The sequence below is a fragment of the Rhodobacter lacus genome (assembly GCF_042683065.1).
GTDB lineage: Bacteria > Pseudomonadota > Alphaproteobacteria > Rhodobacterales > Rhodobacteraceae > Rhodobacter > Rhodobacter lacus.
In genome coordinates this window covers 96,659-115,598 of record NZ_JBHUIX010000013.1, presented here as the reverse complement: position 1 = coordinate 115,598, position 18,940 = coordinate 96,659, and the positions used below count along the sequence as shown (strand labels likewise).

Genomic DNA, 18,940 nt, shown 5'->3' with positions numbered 1-18,940 from the left:
GGGCGGGCTGCCCGCTCGCGGCACCACGCCACGCTTGCGCCCGGCCCGGTTTGGCGCTTTGCTGCCCCAAACCGCGCCATAAGGTTCTGATGAGCAGCCCCTCCAGCCTCAAGCCGCAAGACCTCGCCCCGGAAGACCGGCCCGATGCCGGTTTTATCGGCCAGTTGCGCGATTTTGCCCGGCTGCTGCGGCGCGACCATCAGGGGCGGCGGCTTCTGGCACTGATCGGCGGCATCGTCGTCGTGATCGGCTTAACCGCCTTCATGCAGATCCAGCTCAACGCCTGGAACCAACCGTTTTACGATGCGCTCACGCGCAAGGATTTTGCCGCCTTTCTGACGCAGCTGGGCGTGTTCGGCGTGCTTGCCGGGCTGCTTTTGGTGCTCAACGTCTCCCAGACATGGATTGACCGGACGCTGAAGCTCACGCTGCGGCGCGGCCTTGTGGCCTCGGTTCTGGCCAGTTGGCTGGTGCCGGGCAAGGCGCTCACCCTCGCCCGCGCGGGCCGGATCGGCGAAAACCCCGATCAACGCCTGCAGGCCGATATCGACCTTCTGGCCGATCTCACCGTGGCGCTCGGGGTAGGCCTTTTTCAGGCCTCGCTGCTGCTTTTTTCCTTCATCGGCGTGCTTTGGCACCATTCCGAGGGGCTGACGATCACGCTGAGCGGTCACACCTACGTGATCCCCGGCTTCATGGTGTGGTGCGCGCTCGCCTATGCCGGGCTCGCCTCCTGGCTCAGCTGGCGCGTGGGCCGCCGCCTTGTGCCGATGACGGCGGAAAGTGCCGCGCGCGAAGCCGACTTCCGCTTTGAGATCGTGCGGGTGAACGAGGCGGCCGAGGCCGTTACGCTGGCGCGGGGCGAGGCGGCCGAGGCGCGCCGGATCGAGGCGGCGTTCACCCGGCTCGTCATGGTGCTGAAATCGGTGATCCGCGCCACCGTCGGGCTGACATGGGTCACGGCGGGTTCGGGCTGGCTCACGCAAATCGCCCCGATCGTCGCCGCCGCGCCGTTCTATTTCACCACCGACATGACGATTGGCGAGCTGATGCTCGTGGTCGGCGCCTTCAACCAGGTGCAGGGGGCGCTGCGCTGGTTCATCAACAATTTCGCCTCCATCGCCACCTGGCGCGCGGTGCTGTTCCGCATCATCGCCTTCCAGCGCGCGCTCGACCGGCTCGAAACGGTCGATTGCACCGCCGCACGGGGCGGCATCACCCGCAAGATCAGCGCGGGCGAGATCGAAATCTCGGGTCTGAGCATCGCCACGCCAAACCTTACCGTGCGCCTTGCCGAGGATCACATCCGCCTTGCCCCCGGCGAGAGGATGCTGCTGCGCGGCAGTTCCGGCTCAGGAAAAACCCTTTTGTTCCGCGCCATTGCCGGGCTTTCGCAAGAGGGCAAAGGCTGCCTTGCCCTGCCCGCGCCAAACCGGGTGCAATTCATTCCCACCCGCGCCTATCTGCCGCCCGGTCGTTTGCGCGATGTGCTGGCCTACCCCGATGCGGCCGAGGCCTTTCCGCGCGAAGCGATGGCCGCCGCGCTGGCCGCGGTGGGGCTGCCCGGTCTCGTGGCGCAACTGGACGAAGAGCATCACTGGGCGCGCAACATGGGCGAGAGCGACAAGCAAAGCCTCGCCTTTGCCCGCATCGCCCTGCACCGGCCCGATTGGCTGGTGATGGATGACGCGCTGATCAGCCTCGACCCGGAGGCGCTGGCCCATGTGCTGGCACTCCTGAACGGGGATCTGCGCCACATGGGGATGCTCGACATCGGCAATGGCGCCACCCCGCCCGGCGTGTTCCCGCGCGAGGTGGCGATTGTCACCGAAGACCCGCGCCAGACCGGCTCAGACGCCCCCGCCCCCGCCGCCGAGCCAAGGGCTTGAAAAGCCGAGCCTTGTGAGCCCCGCGCGCACCTCTGGCGCCGACATGAAGAGCCGCCACAAAAGCCCCGAACGGGCGTTTTCGATCATTCCCACGATCGGCCCCTGATCAATGGCGATATGGCTTTGGGCCACCCAGTCGCGGCTGTCACAAAAGGCATCGTAAAAGCCGCATTGCCCCCAGAGCGCGCCGCCCCTGTGGGTGGCATAATGGCGCGCGGCGGCCATCGCCGGGCCCGGCAGATAGGGCAGCGAGGCAAGCGCCCCGGTGGGCGCGATCACGCCATGGTCATTCGTGGGCGAGAAGGCATTGTAGCCATCCGGCCCGTCGCAGGCGGTGAGCCCCCAGGCCGGGCCATAGCCCGCAAACCCGCCCGGATTGGCGCGACAATGGGCAAGGTTGATGCGCGCTTGCGCCCGGTTTTGCGCAAAATAGTCGATGCCGCCCTCGGTCAGCGCGCGCGGATCAAGCCCCATGAAGCTGTAATGCGCAAAAAAGAGCGGCCCGCCCGCCTGTGGCCCGAGCGGCAGGCGGATGCGGTGATAAACCTGACCGTTCTGAAAGCTCGGGCTCTCCTTCCAGCCGATCCGGTAGGCGGCGGGGTCAAGCGGGTGTTCGGGCGCGCCCGCGCCCAGCACAAAGGTCACCAGCGCCTCGTGCCAGCCCTGCAGCGGCACCCGGCCAAAGCCATGGGTCGGGCTCCAATGCCAGTGCAGCACATCCGCGCGCGGGCAAAAGCCCGCCCATTCCACCGCGCGCCAGAGCGCATCGAGCCGGGCACTCAAAGCGGGCGCAGTGGGGCCAAGCCATTGCCGCACCGTCAAAACGCCCATCATCAAAAAGGCGGTTTCAACAATATCGCCACCGTCATCATGGGGCGAAAACGCAATCGTCGCCCCGCTCGCCCCATCCATCCAATGCGGAAAGGCGCCGCGGTAGCGCGGCGATGCCTCGAGGTGGTGGGTGATGCGCTCGATCCGCGCCAGCGCCGCCTCTCGCGCAAGAAAACCCCGCTCCACCCCCACGATCAGCGCCATCAGGCCAAAGCCCGTGCCCCCCGTGGTCACCACATGGTCAAAGGACGGATCGCCCAGCCGCTCGCGTGCCATGCCGCTCGCCGGATGGGCGAAGCGGGTGAAATACTGAAGCGTCTCGGACTGGATCCGGTCGAGCAGCCGCGCATCTGTCATTTTGCCCACCAGATCGAGACCTCCTGCCCGGAGAGCGCATGCGGCCCGATTTGCAGGCGGAACTCGCCCCCCTCCCAGTCGCGCCGCATCGCCGCGAGATCGGTGCCACGGTCGTAGCTCAGATGCTCCGGGGTGAGCCGAAAGAGCGCCTGTTTCGTTTCGCCCGGCGCCAGCGCCACCCGCGCAAAGCCCTTCAACTCGCGCACGGGGCGCGAGATTTCGGCCACCGGGTCGCGCAGCCAGAGCGTGACCAGCTCAACCCCCGCCCGCGCGCCGATATTGGTGACGGGGAGCGAGATCTCCAGCACCGCATCGGCGCCCTCCAGCCGGGTCGAGGAGAGCTCCGGCGTGCCATGGGCAAAGCGCGTGTAGGTGAGCCCGAAGCCCGCCGGGAAAAGCGGCGTGAACGGGCTTTCGAGAATGCAGGCGGTGGTGAATTTGCGAAACACATGCTGGCCGTGCTCATCCAGCGCATGATCGCCCGCCACATCAACGCCGATGCCGCGCGGCGGGCGGCCAGAGGGCAAATCCTCCGTGCGCAGCGGCAATTGCCCGACATGGCGGGGCAGCGCCATCGAAAGCCGCCCCTCGGGCGCGCGTTCGCCCAGAAGCACCTCGGCAATCGCCGGGCCGCCCTCGGCGCCCGGATGCCCGGTCCAGATCAGCGCATCGGCAAGATCGGCGGCCTCGGTCAGCGCCAGCGGGCGCCCCGCCAGCACCACAACGATGAGCGGCACCCCGCGCGCCTGTGCCACCGCGGCGACCTCGGCCAGAAGCCGCGATTGCGCGCCGGGAAGCCCGATGTCGAGCCGGGTCGAGCTTTCGCCCGCATGTTCCTTTGCCTCGCCGAGCGCCAGCACCACCGCATCGGCCTGCCCCGCAAGCGTGCGCGCCTCGGCCAGCATCTCCGACAGCGGCCGCTCTTCGGGCGGGACCGAGGGCATGGTGCGGTTGTGCATGTTGAGCCGCGCGGCAAGATCCGGGTCTTCAACAATCGAGCAGCCCTTGGCATGGATCACCGCCATCTCGGCGCCCGCAAGGCTGCGCATCCCCTCCAGCAACGTCACGCTGTCGGCGGGGTCAACGTCGATCGCCCAGGTGCCCTGCATGTCGATGCGCGACTGCGCCAGCGGCCCGATCAGCGCAAGCGTGCCCTGCCGTTTGAGCGGCAAAGCCCCGTTGTTCTTGAGCAAAACGAGTGAGCGCGCCGCCGCCTCGCGCGCAAGCGCCACATGTTTGGGCGCGCGGATCACCTGTGCGCGGCGGTCTTCATCAAGGCCCAGATAGGGGTCGTCAAACAGGCCCAGCCGGTATTTGGCAGCAAGCACCTGGCGCGCGCGCGCGGTGATTTCGGCCACTGTCACCGGGCCGAAGGGGCGGGCCTTGGGGGCGCGCCGCCCCTCCTCCACCAGCGCCGCGAGATGGCGCAAAAAGGCGCCCGAGACCAGATCAACCGTCACCCCCGCCTTGAAGGCAAGATAGGCGGCATCGCGCGCATCCCTGGCAATGCCGTGGTGGATCAGCTCCGGGTCGATCGCGGTGAAATCGGTGACGATCATGCCCTCGAAGCCGAACTTTTCCCGCAAGATGTCTTGCAACAGCACGCGGTGCGCGGTGGCGGGAATGTCGTTGAGCGCGGAAAAGGCCACCATCACCGCCCCCGCCCCCGCCGCAACGCCCGCGCGGAACGGCTCCATGATGCGCATCAGCGTGGCCGGGCTCGCCTCGACAGAGGCATAATCGCGCCCCGCAGTCGCCAGCCCGTAGCCGGCAAAATGCTTGAGCGTGGTCATCATCCGGTCGGGGCGGGCCATGTCGTTATCGGCGCCCTGATAGCCCTCGATCAGCGCCTCGGCGAGGCGCGCGGAGAGATAGGGCAACTCGCCATGCCCCTCGGCCACCCGCCCCCAGCGCGCATCATACGAGATGTCGAGCATCGGCGCCCAGGTGAGGCTGACGCCATCGGCGCGCGCCTCCGCTGCCGTCATCGCGGCGATGCGGCGCAAAAGCTCCGGGCTCCAGGAGCAGGAGAGCGCCAGCGGAATCGGCCCGCAGGTGATATAGCGCTGCAGGCAATCGCGCGCGAAAAAGAGCGGGATGCCTTGGGGCGCCTCTTCCAGCGCCATGCGCTGCAGCCGCCGCCGCTCGGCAATGCTCGCCCCCGCCGAGGTGCCGCAAAGCTGGCCATGGCGGATCAGCGTTTCGGTATCGGCGCCTTTGGCGGCCCCGGTCGTGGGCAGGCCCGCGGCATGGGGAAAGTTGAGTTGACCGATCTTGTCGGCGAGCGTCATCCGCGCCAGAAGATCATCAAGAAAGCGCGTCATCGCGGCCGGTTCGGACATGGTGTGCTCCTCTGGCTTTGGGGGAGAGTGGACCCGCCGGGCGCGGGGCGCAAGCGGGCAGCGGGCACCATCACGTGAGGGAAGATGCTGGAACGGATCTGGGAGGCGGGGCCCTATGCTGTCGATTACCTGCCCGGACGGGGGGCGGATCTGGTGATCGCCTTCGCCTCGGTGGGCCATGATCCGGCGCGCCCGCCCGCGCCCGAGTTCATCGCCAGCGCCTCGGGCCGGGGCACCGCGGCCCATCCGCGCCCGGCGCTTTTTGTCTCCGATGAAAGCCGCAGCTGGGCCAATGCGCCGGGCTTTGAGGCCGCTCTGGAAGGCAGCCTCGCGCGGCTGCGCGCCCGTCAGGAGGTGGCGCGGATCGCCACGCTCGGGCTCTCGATGGGGGCCTTTGCGGCGCTTGTCGCGGCGCAGGTGATCCCGGTCGATCTGGTGCTTGCCTTTGGCCCGCAATATTCCATCGCCCCCGGCGGGGTGCCGGGAGAGACCCGCTGGGCGGAGTGGACGGCGCGCATCGCGCCCCTGCGCTGGCCCGTCGCCCCGCTCCCGGCACTGGCGCAGGCATGGCTCTTTCATGGCGGGGTCGATGACCTCCCGCATGCGCTGCGGTTTGAGGCGCATCCGGGCTCAGAGCAGATCATCTTTCCCGCCCAGAGCCATGCAAGCCTTGTGCCGCATCTGAAGAATCGCGGCGCGCTCTCGGGGCTGATCGAGGCGGCCCGCGCCGGAGACCGGCGGCGGCTTCTGCGGATCGCCGCCAGCGCCGGGGGGGCGCGGCGCGCAAAGCTCTTTCCGCCCGGGGCGGCAGCTATTCCGCGCTGAGCTCGCGGCGCAAAAACCGCATCATTTCCGCGCGGCGATCCGCGAGCAGGCTTTGCGTGCGCTCCTCTGCCACGCCCAATGCGCCCAGCGCGCGGTCCAGCAGTTCAAGGCTCGTCTCGAAGGCTTCGGGGATCACATGGCTCGCGCCAAGCGCAAAGAGCCGCACCGCATGGTCGGCATCCTGCGCGCGCACGATGATCGGCACCTCGGGGCGCTCGGCGCGAACGGCAGAGACGATGGCCTCTGTGGCGGCGGGGTCATGCATGGTGAGGATGACCGCCGGCGCCTCGGCCAACCCGCAGCGGCGCAAAAAGCCCGTACGCGCGGCATCGCCAAAGACCACGTCGCGCCCGCGCTCGCGGCCCCGGCGCACCAGATCCGCATCGCGGTCGATCACAAGGCACTCGAAGTTTTCGGCGGCGAGCACCTCGTCGATGAGCCGCCCGACCCGGCCATGGCCCACCACCAGCACCCGGCCGGAGCTGGCGTCGGGCACCACCGCATCGCCGCTTGCCGCATTTGCCCCCGCCCGCGTGCCCACGCGCCGCCCCATCTTGGCCAAAAGCGGGGTGAGCAGCATCGTGCCCGAGGCCACAAGCAACATGAACTGCTCCACCTCACGCGAGGTGAGCCCGCTTGAGCCTGCCATGCTGAGCACGAGAAAGGCAAATTCGCCCCCGCCCGCGAGAAGCAATGCCGCCTCCAGCGCGCGCGGCCATGGGATGCCAAAGGCGCGCGCGAGCGGTGCCATCACCGCCGCTTTCACCGCCGTCATGCCCGCAACCGACACCACAACCATGACCGGATAGGCGGCGATGGCCGCCGGGTCGATGCGCATGCCGACCGAGATGAAGAAGAGCCCGAGCAGCAGCCCCTTGAAAGGCTCGATATCCACCGCGACCTGGCGGCGAAACTCGGTTTCAGCGAGCAAAAGCCCGGCAAGAAAGGCGCCCAAGGCCATGGAAAGCCCGGCAAAACGGGTCACGAGCGAGGTGCCCACAACGACAAAAAGGATCGTCGCCATGAACAGCTCGCGATTTTGCGTATGCGCAACCTGACGAAACAGGCGGCGCAGGATCAACCGGCCAAAGCCCACAATCAGGCCAATCGCGGCAATGGCTTGCAAAAGCGCCGTGCCAAGCCCGCCGAGCACTTGGCCCACAGAGACCTCGCGGCCATCCGCCGTCGCATCGCCAAAAACGACGATCAGGAACAGGATCGGCACCACGGCCAGATCCTGCGCGAGCAGCACGCCAAAGATGTTGCGCCCCGAAATCGTGGTCAGGCGGCGCTGCTCGGCCAGCAATTGCAGCACGATCGCGGTCGAGGAGAGCGCAAGACAGGCGCCGATCACAAGGCTCGCGTCGATCGGGTTGCCAAACACCCAGGCCGTCAGCGCAATCGCCACCGTGGTCAGCACCACCTGTGCCATGCCAAGGCCAAACACCACGCGCCGCATTGTCCAGAGCCGGTCGAGCGACAGCTCTAGCCCGATGTTGAACAGCAAAAACGCCACGCCAAGCTCGGCGAGCTGGTCCACCGCTTCCTGCGAGGAGATCGTGAACCAGCCGAGAAACGGGAGGTATTCGGTCAACCGCCCGGCGCTGTTGGGGCCCAACAGCAGCCCCGCCACCAGAAAGCCGACCACCGGCGACACGCGAAAGCGTGTCATCAACGGCAAGACGACCCCGGCAGTGCCAAGGAAGATCAGGGTTTCGCGGTAAAATCCAAGGTGGCTTGCATCGGTCATGATCCCTTCAACCACGAAGCGGCACGGCGGGCGAGAGGCCATAGTGTCCTGTTGTGGCGGATGGTTACGGACATCTTGCCGCGCCCCGGCGAAGCACCTGATTTCCTTCGGCTTTCTGGCACGGCCAGTTAAGCTTGCCGGGCACGCGACGCTTGACCGGATCGCCGCGCAGGATCAGACTCGACGCACTGTGCCCTCCGCCCGCGTTCCGCCGAAGGAGTTCTGCCGATGCCCGATCAGATCACCGTTCCCCCGCTCACCGCCACGCCCGTTGCAGGGACCGATCCCGCACTCGGCGCGGCGCTCGCCGCGGCCCGTCTGCCGGTGGCCGATCTGGCCGATCCGGGGCCGCAGTTCTTCGCCTTTGCCCTGCCCGACACGGCCGAGCGGCTTTATGGCGGGGTCATGATGCTGGAGCAGCATGCGCTTTTGCGCTCGATCCTCGTGCCCGAGGGGCAGCGGCGCAAAGGGCTCGGCAGTGCGGTGCTGGCCGCGCTGATGGAAACGGCGCAGGCCGCCGGGGCGCAAGATCTCTGGGCGCTGAGCCCGGCGGGCGCGGCCCCCTTTTTCACGCGCCGCGGGTTTCGCGAGGTGGCGCGCTATGAGGCGCCGCAGGTGGTGCTGCACGCGCGCCTTGCCGGGCTCACCTGCCCGATCTCGACAGTGATTCTGACCCGGGCGCTTTGATCTTTGGGAGCGGGGTTTCGCTCTGCTGACGCAGAGCGACCCGGGCGGGGGCTCCGCCCCCGCACCCCCGAAGGGGTTCAGGCACACCGCCGCCCGCCCCCCGTCGTCCGTGCCCGGACGTGCCTGGCGGGCCGCGGTGGCACGGTGGCGGGGTGGCGGGGTGGCCGACCATACTCGGCCCGCACGCAGAGCTGAAAACCGGTTTTCGCTGTGGTCGCTCTCTCACCAGCGGCGCCGGACCAGAAAACATGTCCGCCCTCTCGCTGCCCCCGAGCGCTGGCACCCCCATGGGCCTTGCGCGGGCTGGGGGGTCCGGGGGGCGAAGCCCCCCGGCGGGTCGCTCCGCGTCAGCGGAGCGAAACCCGTCAGGGCGCGAGAAGGCGCTCGAACAGCGGCGTCAGGAAGCGCTCGGCCTCCGCGCAGGGGTCATCGTGCTCCGGGCCGAGCACGGCACGCACCTGCACATCGAAATCGGCATAATGCTGGGTCAGCGCCCAGATCGCAAAAATCAGGTGATAGGGATCGACCGGCGCGATCTGCCCCGCCGCCGCCCAGCCGCGGATCACCGCCGCCTTCGCATCGACAAGCGCCTTGAGATCGGTCGAGAGCATCTCCCCCATGCGCGGCGCGCCTTGCAAGATCTCGTTGGCAAAGAGCCGGCTTTCACGCGGCATCTCCCGGCTCATCTGCAGCTTGCGCCGCATGTAGCCCATGATTTCCGCCTTCGCATCACCCGAGGCCTCCATCTCGCGCAGGGGCGCGAGCCAGGTATCGAGCAGGCTTGTCAGAAGCGCGATGTGGATCGCCTCCTTCGAGGGGAAATAGTAAAGCAGATTGGGCTTCGAAAGCCCCGCCGCCGCGGCGATCTGGTCGAGCGTGGCGCCGCGGAACCCCTGCGCGGAAAAGACCTCGAGCGCAGCCTCGAGAATCGCCTCGATGTTGCGCTGCTGGATCCGGGTGCGCCCGCGCGGCGCGGCTCCGCTTCCGCCAAAGCCGGAATATTCGGCCGCCGCCGGCTCGGGAGCTTTCGGTCTGTCTTCTGCCATGCCGGTCCCGGTCTCCCCATGTTGAACGCTTTCCACCCGCGCCCGCTTGACGCCGTCTCAACCGATGTTAGCCTCTCGCTGACCGTGTGGTCAAACCACTCCGGCCAAGCCACCCCGGCACATTCCGCCACAGCCCCGGCCCACCGGCCCCATCGCCTTCAGGAGACCCCCCATGGCGCTCGACCGCAAGACGCCCAATGACCTCAATGCTTTCTGGATGCCCTTCACGGCGAACCGCCAGTTCAAGAAAGCGCCGCGGATGTTCGTGGGCGCAAAAGACATGCATTACACCACCGCCGAGGGGCGGCAGGTGCTCGATGGCACGGCGGGGCTGTGGTGCTGCAACGCGGGCCATTGCCGCCCGAAGATCTCCGAGGCGATCGCGCGGCAGGCGGCAGAGCTTGATTATGCCCCCGCCTTCCAGATGGGGCATCCGGCGGCGTTTGAACTCGCCAACCGGATCATCGAGATCGCGCCCGAGGGCATGGAGCATGTGTTTTACACCAACTCGGGCTCGGAATCGGTCGAGACCGCGCTGAAGCTCGCGATCGGCTATCACCGCGCCCGCGGCGAAGGATCGCGCACCCGGCTGATCGGGCGCGAGCGCGGCTATCACGGGGTGAACTTCGGCGGCATCTCGGTTGGCGGCATCGTCACCAACCGCAAGATGTTCGGCACGCTGCTTGCGGGCGTGGACCACCTGCCCCACACCCACCTGCCCGCGCAAAACGCCTTCACCAAGGGCCAGCCGGAGCATGGCGCGCATCTGGCCGACGAACTTGAGCGGATCGTGGCGCTGCATGGCGCCGACACGATCGCGGCGGTGATCGTCGAGCCGATGTCGGGCTCGACCGGCGTTCTGCTGCCGCCGAAGGGCTACCTCGAAAAACTGCGCGCGATCACCAAGAAACACGGCATTTTGCTGATTTTCGACGAGGTGATCACCGGTTACGGGCGGCTGGGCGCCCCCTTCGCGGCGCAGCATTACGGCGTGACGCCCGACATCATGACCACCGCCAAGGGCCTGACCAACGGCGTCATTCCGATGGGGGCGGTGATCACCACCGCCGAGGTGCATGACGCGTTCATGCAGGGCCCCGAGCACATGATCGAGCTGTTCCACGGCTACACCTATTCGGGCAACCCGGTCGCCGCCGCCGCGGGCATTGCCACGCTCGAGACCTACAAGGAAGAGGGCCTCTTCGAGCGCGCCGCAGAGCTTGCCCCCTACTGGCAAGAGGCGCTGCACAGCCTCAAGGGCACGCGCCACGTGATCGACATCCGCAACGAAGGGCTGATCGGCGCGGTGGAACTTGAGCCGATTGCGGGCACGCCGGCCAAGCGCGCCTTCGACGCCTTCCTCAAGGCCTATGAGAAGGGCATCCTGATCCGCACCACCGGCGATATCATCGCCATGTCGCCGCCCTTGATCATCGAAAAAGCCCATATCGACCAGCTCATCGGCACGTTGAAAGAGGTGCTCGACACGCTGGAATAACCCGACGCGGGAATATTCAGCCCGTTTCTGCCTTTTGTCAGAGACACGCGCGCGCAGGGCCCATTGCGGGTTTTGCGCGCGTTTGCGCTTTATGCCCTAAGGCAAATTGCCGAAGGCCGCGCCTCTGCCGTTCCTGTCTCTCGTCCTGCCATGGCCTTGGCCCGCGCAGACCTATCGAGACAGGAAGACGCGATGAAAACGATCCACCTTCATATTGGCTTGCACCGGACCGCCACCTCCTCCTTCCAGACCGCAATGGTGGCGCAGCGGGCCGCTTTCGAAGCGGCGGGAATCGCCCCTTGGGCGGGCGCGAACGGCTCTGGTCATGCGCGCGAGATCGCCTTTGCCTGCCTGCGCCCCGGCGTTTTTGACCGCGCGGGCGAATGCGCGGACCCGCAGGCGCTGCGCCGCCAGCTTGAAGCGCTCATTGACACCACCCCCGAGCCCGACCTCCTCATAAGCTCCGAGCATCTGTCACTGATCCGCACGCAGGCGGAAATCGACCGGCTGCGCGGGCTCTTTGCCGGGCGCGATGTGCGCGTGCACATCCTCGCAGTGGTGCGCGCGCCCGAGGTCTGGTTTCGCTCCTATGCCGACCAGATCGCCAAGGAAAAAGACACCCGCCCCGCCCCCGCCGGCTCGCGCCGCAATATCGCGCCCGACAGCTGGGTGCGCGCGACGGAGCCGATGCTCGCGCTTTACGCGCAAAACTTCCCGGACATGACCGTGCTCGACTATCACCCGGAGGATATGGTCGGGCAGTTGATGGCGGCACTCGGCGTCGCTCCCGGCTTCAACACCCGCGCCTATCGGCGCAACCAGCGCTCGGCGCGAGAGCGCTTCGGACCGCTCGGCTATCGGCTGCTGCGCGCGCTCTTCGGCTCCGAATATCACGGGCTCACCCGGCATGTTCTGCGCGCACGAGAGGCCTATCTGCTGCGCAAATGAGCCGCGCGGACGGAGGCGGCAGGGCGGCGCGCAGGCGCCCCGCGCCCAGCGCCCAAATTTAAGGCACTCGCCCTGCAAACCGGCGCCTGCCCGTGGCGGGCCGCGCCCTCCCCATTGACCGTTGCGCCGGAACATGGCCTGTTTCCCCTGACCAATCGGTCAGAAAAGATTCGTCGCAAGAGGGCCAAAGCCCCGCAACCGACAGGGAGAGACCCATGTCCGCACCCGGAGAAAACCTCCGTATCGATTCCGCACGTCTTTGGGACAGCCTGATGCAGATGGCCCAGATCGGCCCCGGGATCGCGGGGGGCAACAATCGCCAGACCGTCACCGATGCCGATGCCGAGGGGCGCGCGCTCTTCAAGCGCTGGTGCGACGCGGCGGGGCTGAGCATGGGCGTCGACAAGATGGGCACGATGTTCATGCGCCGCGAGGGCACCGACCCCGAGGCTCTGCCCGTCTATATCGGCTCGCATCTCGACACCCAGCCGACGGGCGGCAAATATGACGGTGTGCTCGGCGTGCTGGGCGGGCTCGAAGTGATCCGCACCATGAATGACCTTGGCATCAAGACCAGGCACCCGATCGTGCTGACGAACTGGACCAACGAGGAAGGCGCGCGCTTTGCCCCGGCCATGCTGGCCTCGGGCGTCTTTGCGGGCGTGCATACGCTCGATTACGCCTATGGCCGCAAGGATCTCGAAGGCAAGACCTTCGGCGAAGAGCTTGCCCGCATCGGCTGGGTCGGGGACGAAGAGGTCGGCGCGCGCAAGATGCATGCCTATTTTGAATATCACATCGAACAGGGGCCGATCCTCGAGGCCGAAGAAAAGACCATTGGCGTGGTCACCCATTGCCAGGGGCTGTGGTGGCTCGAATTCACGCTGACCGGAAAAGAGGCGCATACCGGCTCAACGCCGATGGCGATGCGGGTGAATGCAGGGCTCGCGATGAGCCGCATCTTGGAGATGGTGCAAGAGGTGACGATGGCAGCCCAGCCCGATGCGGTGGGCGGCGTGGGGCAAGTGACCTTTGCGCCCAATTCGCGCAACGTGCTGCCGGGGAAAGTGGTTTTCACCGTCGATATCCGCACCGTCGATCAACAAAAGCTCGACGGCATGCGCGACACGATCGAGGCGCGCGCGGCGGACATTTGCGCCGAGCTGGGCGTGGGCTGCGCGGTCGAACGGGTGGGCCATTTCGCCCCCGTCACCTTCACGCCGGAGCTTGTGAGCCGCGTGCGCGCGGCGGCGGAAAAGCTGGGCTACACGCACCGCGATATTGTCTCGGGCGCGGGCCATGATGCCTGCTGGGCCGCGAAAGTGGCGCCGACCACGATGATCATGTGCCCCTGCGTTGACGGGCTGTCGCATAACGAGGCCGAGGACATCAGCCCCGAATGGGCGGCTGCCGGCACCGATGTGCTGCTGCATGCGGTGCTCGAAACGGCCGAAGTGGTCGCGTGAGGCACGGCTGGGGGGCTGTCTGCCCCCCAGACCCCCCGAGGATATTTGAACAAAGTCGAAGGCATCAACGCTTTCAGGGAGTGGGCCATGAGCACAGTCATCAAGAACGGAACCATTGTCACCGCGGATCTGACCTACAAGGCCGATGTGTTGATCGAGGGCGGGCAGATCATCGCCATCGGCGCGGGGCTTTCGGGCGAGACGGTGCTCGACGCCACCGGCTGCTATGTGATGCCGGGCGGCATCGACCCGCATACGCATCTTGAGATGCCGTTCATGGGCACCTATTCCGCCGATGATTTTGAAAGCGGCACCCGCGCGGCGCTCGCCGGCGGCACGACGATGGTGATCGACTTTGCGCTCCCCGCGCCGGGCGAGGGGCTCCTTGACGCGCTCAAGGTCTGGGACAACAAGGCCGCGCGCGCGCATTGCGACTATTCCTTCCACATGGCGGTTACCTGGTGGGGCGAGCAGGTGTTCGACGAGATGCAGAAGGTGGTCGCGCGCGGCATCACCTCCTTCAAGCATTTCATGGCCTACAAGGGCTCGTTGATGGTGAACGACGACGAGATGTTTGCCTCTTTCAAGCGCTGCGCCGAACTTGGCGCGGTGCCGATGGTCCATGCCGAGAACGGCGACATCGTCGCGGAGATGTCGACCAAGCTTCTGGCCGAGGGCAACACCGGCCCCGAGGGCCATGCCTATTCGCGCCCGAGCCAGGTGGAGGGCGAGGCCACGAACCGCGCCATCATGATCGCCGATATGGCGGGGGTGCCGCTTTATGTGGTGCATACCTCCTGCGAGGAGGCGCATGAAGCCATTCGCCGCGCCAAGATGAACGGCAAGCGCGTCTGGGGCGAGCCGCTCATCCAGCACCTGACCCTCGATGAGAGCGAATATTTCAGCGAGGACTGGGACCATGCGGCACGCCGTGTGATGTCTCCGCCGTTTCGCAACAAAAAGCATCAAGACAGCCTCTGGGCGGGCCTGGCCTCGGGCACGCTCTCCTGCGTGGCGACCGACCATTGCGCCTTCACCACCGAGCAAAAGCGCTATGGGCTGGGCGATTTCACCAAGATCCCGAACGGCACCGGCGGGCTGGAGGACCGGCTGCCGATGCTCTGGAGCGAGGGGGTGACCACCGGCCGCCTCACGATGAACGAATTTGTCGCCGTGACCTCGACCAATATCGCGAAAATCATGGGCATGTATCCCAAGAAGGGCGCGGTGCTGGTTGGCGCGGATGCTGACCTGATCATCTGGGACCCGCAAGCGCGCAAGACGATCTCGGCCAAGAGCCACCAGTCTGCGAGCGATTACAACGTGTTCGAAGGCAAGGTTGTGACCGGCCTGCCGCGCTACACGCTCTCGCGCGGGCTTGTCGCCTTTGCCGAGGGCAAGGTGACGGCGCCCGAGGGGCATGGCGAATTTGTCGCCCGCACGCCGATGGGGGCGGAAAACCGCGCGCTTTCGAGCTGGAAGGCGCTCACCGCGCCGCGCCCCGTGGTGCGCGCGGGCATTCCGGCCTCGGGCGTGTGAGAGGCGGCAGACCAGATGCGCAGCCCGGTAATCGACGCGAAGAACCTCAACCTCGTCTTTGAAACCAATGACGGGCCGGTGCAGGCTCTGAAAGATGTGACCCTCTCCATCGACCGGGGAGATTTCGTGTCTTTCATCGGCCCCTCGGGCTGCGGCAAGACCACCTTCTTGCGCTGCATCGCGGCGCTGGAACAGCCGACCTCGGGCAGCCTTACCGTGAACGGCATCCCGCCCGAGGAGGCGCGCAAGGCGCGCAGCTATGGCTATGTGTTTCAGGCCGCGGGGCTCTACCCCTGGCGCACGATTGCCGGAAATGTGCGTCTGCCGCTTGAAATCATGGGTTACACCCAGGCCGAGCAGGCGGAGAGAGTGCGCAAAGTGCTCTCGCTGGTGGATCTGGAGGGGTTTGGCAAGAAGTTCCCGTGGCAGCTTTCGGGCGGCATGCAGCAGCGCGCCTCGATCGCCCGCGCGCTCGCCTTTGACGCCGATATCCTGCTCATGGACGAGCCCTTCGGCGCGCTCGACGAAATTGTGCGCGACCGGCTGAACGAGGAGCTGTTGAAGCTCTGGGCCGCGACCGGCAAGACCATCGGCTTTGTGACGCATTCGATCCCGGAGGCGGTCTATCTCTCGACGAAAATCGTCGTGATGTCGCCGCGCCCGGGCCGGATCACCGATGTGATCGAGAGCCCGCTGCCGAAAGAGCGCCCGCTCGAAATCCGCGACAGTGCGGAATTTCTCGCCATTGCGCACCGGGTGCGCGAGGGGCTGCGCGCGGGGCATGCCTATGATTGAGGGCGGCGCGAACGTTCGGGCGGCGCAGGGGGGCTGTCTGCCCCCCTCTGGCCTGCGGCCATTCACCCCCCGAGGATATTTGAGCAAAGTCGAAGGGCAGGCGTTGCGATGAAATCCATTCTTCCCATTCTGAGCGTGCTCGCGGCGATTGTCGTGCTTTGGTATGGCGGCGCGGTCTGGCTCAACAGCCAATGGACCTATGATCAGGCCGCGCGCGCGGGCGCGGAGGTCAGCTTTTCCGAGATGGTGGTCGATACGCTGCGCCAGGACCGCCCGGTGCTGCCCGCGCCCCATCAGGTGGCCCTGGGGCTGTGGCAGGGGGTCGCGGGGCAAGCGATCACCTCGAAACGCAGCCTTGTGTTCCATGCCTGGGTGACGTTTTCAGCGACCATGGCGGGGTTCGGGCTTGGCACTTTTGCGGGTATCGTGCTTGCCATCGGCATCGTGCATAGCCGCGCCATGGACATGAGCGTGATGCCCTGGGCGATTGCGAGCCAGACGATCCCGATCCTCGCGATTGCGCCGATGGTGATCGTGGTGCTGGCCTCGCTTGGCATCAAGGGGATGGTGCCCAAAGCGATCATCGCCGCTTATCTGAGCTTCTTCCCCGTCCTTGTGGGCATGGTGAAGGGGCTGCGCGCGCCCGATGCGATGCAGCTTGATTTGCTGCGCACCTATAATGCCTCGCAGGCGCAGGGGTTCTGGAAGCTGCGGCTTCCCGCCTCGATGCCCTATCTCTTTGCGTCGCTGAAAGTGGGCATCGCCGCCGCGCTCGTTGGCACGATTGTTGCCGAACTGCCCGCGGGGGCGACACAGGGGCTTGGCGCGCGGCTCCTTTCGGGCAGCTATTACGGGCAGACGATCCAGATCTGGTCGGCGCTCTTTGGCGCGGCAATCCTCGCCGCGCTCCTTGTGCTCGCGGTGGGCGTGATCGAGCGGATCACCCTCAAGGCAAAGGGGATGGCGCGATGAACGAAGCCCTCGTTGCCATCCTGTTCTGGGCCGTTGCCTGGGCCGTGAATGGCGTGCTCGCAAACCGCTTTCCGAAATCACGCCTTGTGCGGGCCATCGTGCCTGCACTGTTCGGGGTGACCTTGCTCGTGCTGTGGCAGGGCCTTGTGCGCGGGCTCGATGTGAGCCCGGTGATCCTGCCCGCGCCCAGCGATATTGCGACCGCGATCGGCGCCAATCTTGCGCTCCTGTGGGGCGATTTTGCGCAAACGATCCTGAAAGGCGCGCTCGCGGGTTATCTGATCGGCTGCGGGGCCGCGGTCATCGTGGCGATTGCGGTGGATCGCTCGCCGTTTTTGCAAAAGGGCCTGCTGCCGGTGGGCAATTTCGTGGCCGCCCTGCCGATCGTTGGCATCGCGCCGATCCTCGTGATGTGGTTCGGCTTTGACTGGCAATCGAAAGCCGCGGTCGTCGTTGTGATGGTGTTCTTCCCGGTGCTCGTCAACATGGTGGCAGGGCTTGCCGCGACCGATGCGCTCGGCCGCGATTTGATGGCGACATGGTCGGCCTCTTACGGGCAGGCGCTTTTGAAGCTGCGCCTGCCCGCCGCCCTGCCCTTTCTGTTCAACGGGCTCAAGATCGCCACCACGCTCGCGCTCATCGGTGCTATCGTGGCGGAGTTCTTCGGCTCGCCCACCCGCGGCATGGGGTTTCGCATCTCGACCGCGGTGGGGCAACTCGACCTGCCGCTTGTCTGGGCCGAGATCACCGTGGCAGCCCTTGCGGGGTCTGGCTTTTACGGGTTGATCGCCATGATCGAAAAGGCGGCGACCTTCTGGCACCCCTCGCAGCGCGGCCATTGAGGGCAAACGAATTTATCAACCGGGCGGCAAGTCCGGGATCAACAGGAGAGAGACGATGAAAAGACTGATGCTGGGGGCGGCGGCGCTCGCGCTGATGGCGGGCGGCGTTTGCGCCGAAGAGGTCAAGCTGCAACTCAAATGGGTGACGCAGGCGCAATTTGCGGGCTATTACGTCGCCGCCGAGAAGGGCTATTTCACCGATGAGGGCCTTGATGTCACGATCCTGCCCGGCGGGCCGGACATTGCGCCCGAGCAGGTGATCGCGGGCGGCGGCGCCGATGTGATCGTGGACTGGATGCCCGCCGCGCTTGCCGCGCGCGAAAAGGGGCTGGGGCTTGTCAACATCGCCCAGCCCTTCAAGCATTCGGGCATGATGCTGACCTGCCTGAAGGAAACCGGCATCACCTCGCCCGACGATTTCAAGGGCAAGACGCTGGGCGTGTGGTTCTTTGGCAATGAATATCCGTTCCTGAGCTGGATGTCGAAGCTCGGCATCCCGACCGATGGCTCGGAGGGCGGCGTGACGGTGCTCAAACAGGGCTTCAACGTCGATCCGCTGTTGCAAAAGCAGGCCGCCTGCATCTCGACGATGACCTATAACGAATACTGGCAGGTGATCGACGCGGGGATCAGTGCGGACGATCTCGTGACCTTCAAATATGAAGACGAGGGCGTCGCCACGCTCGAGGACGGGCTTTACGTGATGCAAGATCGCCTTGCAGATCCGGCCTTCAAGGAAACCATGGTCAAGTTTGTCCGCGCCGCGATGAAAGGCTGGAAATACGCCGAGGCGAACCCGGATGAAGCGGCGATGATCGTGCTCGACAACGACGAGACCGGGGCGCAGACCGAACTCCATCAAAAGCGGATGATGGGCGAAGTGGCAAAGCTGACCGCGGGCTCGAACGGCGCGCTCGATGTGGCCGATTACGAGCGCACCGTGGCGACGCTGCTTGGCGGCGGGTCGGACCCGGTGATCACCAAGCAACCCGAGGGCGCCTATACGCTCGACATCAGCAACGCCGCGCTGCAATAAGCCCGGCCAAAGACCTGCGCGGGGCGCCTTCGGGCGCCCTTTTGCGTTGTGCCCCGCGCGCGCCTGCGCCAAATTCCGCCTTTATCCGCGCCCCCCCTTGGCTTATGGCAAAGCCAA

The 18,940-nt window shown here is 66.4% G+C and carries 15 protein-coding genes; 11 read left to right on the top strand and 4 right to left on the bottom strand.

The annotated features are described in order from the left end of the window. The first annotated feature begins 89 nt into the window (after positions 1–89). Positions 90–1,889, top strand: a complete 1,800-nt coding sequence (locus ACFSM0_RS12755; protein ID WP_377390944.1) for an ABC transporter ATP-binding protein/permease — start codon at positions 90–92, stop codon at positions 1,887–1,889. On the opposite strand, the gene ACFSM0_RS12750 is transcribed toward ACFSM0_RS12755, so the two are convergent. Both ACFSM0_RS12750 and ACFSM0_RS12745 read right to left on the bottom strand, forming a co-directional pair. Next, positions 1,851–3,077 carry a glucoamylase family protein gene (locus ACFSM0_RS12750; RefSeq protein WP_377390942.1) on the bottom strand — a complete coding sequence of 409 codons (1,227 nt, stop codon included), beginning with the start codon at positions 3,075–3,077 and terminating at the stop codon, positions 1,851–1,853. The genes ACFSM0_RS12755 and ACFSM0_RS12750 overlap by 39 nt on opposite strands. Next, positions 3,074–5,419 (bottom strand): glycoside hydrolase family 3 N-terminal domain-containing protein, encoded by a 2,346-nt coding sequence (locus tag ACFSM0_RS12745; RefSeq protein ID WP_377390940.1) that lies wholly within the window; start codon positions 5,417–5,419, stop codon positions 3,074–3,076. The genes ACFSM0_RS12750 and ACFSM0_RS12745 overlap by 4 nt, the downstream gene beginning before the upstream one ends. An 84-nt stretch (positions 5,420–5,503) precedes the next feature. Between ACFSM0_RS12745 and ACFSM0_RS12740 the strand changes: the two genes are divergently transcribed. Beyond that, positions 5,504–6,244 carry a hypothetical protein gene (locus ACFSM0_RS12740; RefSeq protein ID WP_377390938.1) on the top strand — a complete coding sequence of 247 codons (741 nt, stop codon included), beginning with the start codon at positions 5,504–5,506 and terminating at the stop codon, positions 6,242–6,244. On the opposite strand, the gene ACFSM0_RS12735 is transcribed toward ACFSM0_RS12740, so the two are convergent. After that, positions 6,231–7,994 carry a cation:proton antiporter domain-containing protein gene (locus tag ACFSM0_RS12735; RefSeq protein WP_377390936.1) on the bottom strand — a complete coding sequence of 588 codons (1,764 nt, stop codon included), beginning with the start codon at positions 7,992–7,994 and terminating at the stop codon, positions 6,231–6,233. The genes ACFSM0_RS12740 and ACFSM0_RS12735 overlap by 14 nt on opposite strands. A gap of 228 nt (positions 7,995–8,222) precedes the next feature. On the opposite strand from ACFSM0_RS12735, the gene ACFSM0_RS12730 reads away from it, so the two are divergent. Beyond that, positions 8,223–8,681 carry a GNAT family N-acetyltransferase gene (locus tag ACFSM0_RS12730; RefSeq protein WP_377390934.1) on the top strand — a complete coding sequence of 153 codons (459 nt, stop codon included), beginning with the start codon at positions 8,223–8,225 and terminating at the stop codon, positions 8,679–8,681. A 365-nt stretch (positions 8,682–9,046) separates the two neighbouring features. Here the strand turns inward: ACFSM0_RS12730 and ACFSM0_RS12725 are convergent, their stop codons facing one another. Further along, complete coding sequence (locus ACFSM0_RS12725; RefSeq protein ID WP_377390932.1) at positions 9,047–9,727, bottom strand: TetR family transcriptional regulator C-terminal domain-containing protein; 681 nt, start codon at positions 9,725–9,727, stop codon at positions 9,047–9,049. Between the two features lie 172 nt (positions 9,728–9,899). Between ACFSM0_RS12725 and aptA the strand changes: the two genes are divergently transcribed. From aptA to ACFSM0_RS12685, 8 genes are all read left to right on the top strand, one after another. Next, positions 9,900–11,225, top strand: a complete 1,326-nt coding sequence (aptA, locus tag ACFSM0_RS12720) for an omega-aminotransferase AptA (protein WP_377390930.1) — start codon at positions 9,900–9,902, stop codon at positions 11,223–11,225. Between the two features lie 192 nt (positions 11,226–11,417). Next, positions 11,418–12,173, top strand: a complete 756-nt coding sequence (locus tag ACFSM0_RS12715) for a hypothetical protein (protein ID WP_377390928.1) — start codon at positions 11,418–11,420, stop codon at positions 12,171–12,173. Positions 12,174–12,388: 215 nt separating this feature from the next. Beyond that, positions 12,389–13,639, top strand: coding sequence for a Zn-dependent hydrolase (locus ACFSM0_RS12710; RefSeq protein WP_377390926.1), 1,251 nt, complete (start codon positions 12,389–12,391; stop codon positions 13,637–13,639). Positions 13,640–13,726: 87 nt separating this feature from the next. Continuing rightward, positions 13,727–15,178, top strand: a complete 1,452-nt coding sequence (hydA, locus tag ACFSM0_RS12705) for a dihydropyrimidinase (protein ID WP_377390924.1) — start codon at positions 13,727–13,729, stop codon at positions 15,176–15,178. A 15-nt stretch (positions 15,179–15,193) separates the two neighbouring features. Beyond that, positions 15,194–15,973 (top strand): ABC transporter ATP-binding protein, encoded by a 780-nt coding sequence (locus tag ACFSM0_RS12700; protein ID WP_377390922.1) that lies wholly within the window; start codon positions 15,194–15,196, stop codon positions 15,971–15,973. 108 nt (positions 15,974–16,081) lie between these two features. Further along, a complete protein-coding gene (locus ACFSM0_RS12695) occupies positions 16,082–16,945 on the top strand; it encodes an ABC transporter permease (protein ID WP_377390920.1) in 864 nt (287 codons plus the stop codon). Next, positions 16,942–17,787, top strand: a complete 846-nt coding sequence (locus ACFSM0_RS12690; RefSeq protein WP_377390918.1) for an ABC transporter permease — start codon at positions 16,942–16,944, stop codon at positions 17,785–17,787. The genes ACFSM0_RS12695 and ACFSM0_RS12690 overlap by 4 nt, the downstream gene beginning before the upstream one ends. A gap of 55 nt (positions 17,788–17,842) precedes the next feature. Beyond that, entirely contained in the window at positions 17,843–18,823 is a 981-nt protein-coding gene (locus tag ACFSM0_RS12685) for an ABC transporter substrate-binding protein (protein ID WP_377390916.1), read from the top strand. Positions 18,824–18,940: the final 117 nt, after the last annotated feature.

What these genes read in the sequence shown, in the direction of transcription:
- ACFSM0_RS12755 (WP_377390944.1), top strand. Translation starts at nt 90, where the DNA reads ATGAGCAGCCCCTCCAGCCTCAAGCCGCAAGACCTCGCCCCGGAAGAC.
- ACFSM0_RS12750 (WP_377390942.1), bottom strand. Translation starts at nt 3,077, where the DNA reads ATGACAGATGCGCGGCTGCTCGACCGGATCCAGTCCGAGACGCTTCAG.
- ACFSM0_RS12745 (WP_377390940.1), bottom strand. Translation starts at nt 5,419, where the DNA reads ATGTCCGAACCGGCCGCGATGACGCGCTTTCTTGATGATCTTCTGGCG.
- ACFSM0_RS12740 (WP_377390938.1), top strand. Translation starts at nt 5,504, where the DNA reads ATGCTGGAACGGATCTGGGAGGCGGGGCCCTATGCTGTCGATTACCTG.
- ACFSM0_RS12735 (WP_377390936.1), bottom strand. Translation starts at nt 7,994, where the DNA reads ATGACCGATGCAAGCCACCTTGGATTTTACCGCGAAACCCTGATCTTC.
- ACFSM0_RS12730 (WP_377390934.1), top strand. Translation starts at nt 8,223, where the DNA reads ATGCCCGATCAGATCACCGTTCCCCCGCTCACCGCCACGCCCGTTGCA.
- ACFSM0_RS12725 (WP_377390932.1), bottom strand. Translation starts at nt 9,727, where the DNA reads ATGGCAGAAGACAGACCGAAAGCTCCCGAGCCGGCGGCGGCCGAATAT.
- aptA (WP_377390930.1), top strand. Translation starts at nt 9,900, where the DNA reads ATGGCGCTCGACCGCAAGACGCCCAATGACCTCAATGCTTTCTGGATG.
- ACFSM0_RS12715 (WP_377390928.1), top strand. Translation starts at nt 11,418, where the DNA reads ATGAAAACGATCCACCTTCATATTGGCTTGCACCGGACCGCCACCTCC.
- ACFSM0_RS12710 (WP_377390926.1), top strand. Translation starts at nt 12,389, where the DNA reads ATGTCCGCACCCGGAGAAAACCTCCGTATCGATTCCGCACGTCTTTGG.
- hydA (WP_377390924.1), top strand. Translation starts at nt 13,727, where the DNA reads ATGAGCACAGTCATCAAGAACGGAACCATTGTCACCGCGGATCTGACC.
- ACFSM0_RS12700 (WP_377390922.1), top strand. Translation starts at nt 15,194, where the DNA reads ATGCGCAGCCCGGTAATCGACGCGAAGAACCTCAACCTCGTCTTTGAA.
- ACFSM0_RS12695 (WP_377390920.1), top strand. Translation starts at nt 16,082, where the DNA reads ATGAAATCCATTCTTCCCATTCTGAGCGTGCTCGCGGCGATTGTCGTG.
- ACFSM0_RS12690 (WP_377390918.1), top strand. Translation starts at nt 16,942, where the DNA reads ATGAACGAAGCCCTCGTTGCCATCCTGTTCTGGGCCGTTGCCTGGGCC.
- ACFSM0_RS12685 (WP_377390916.1), top strand. Translation starts at nt 17,843, where the DNA reads ATGAAAAGACTGATGCTGGGGGCGGCGGCGCTCGCGCTGATGGCGGGC.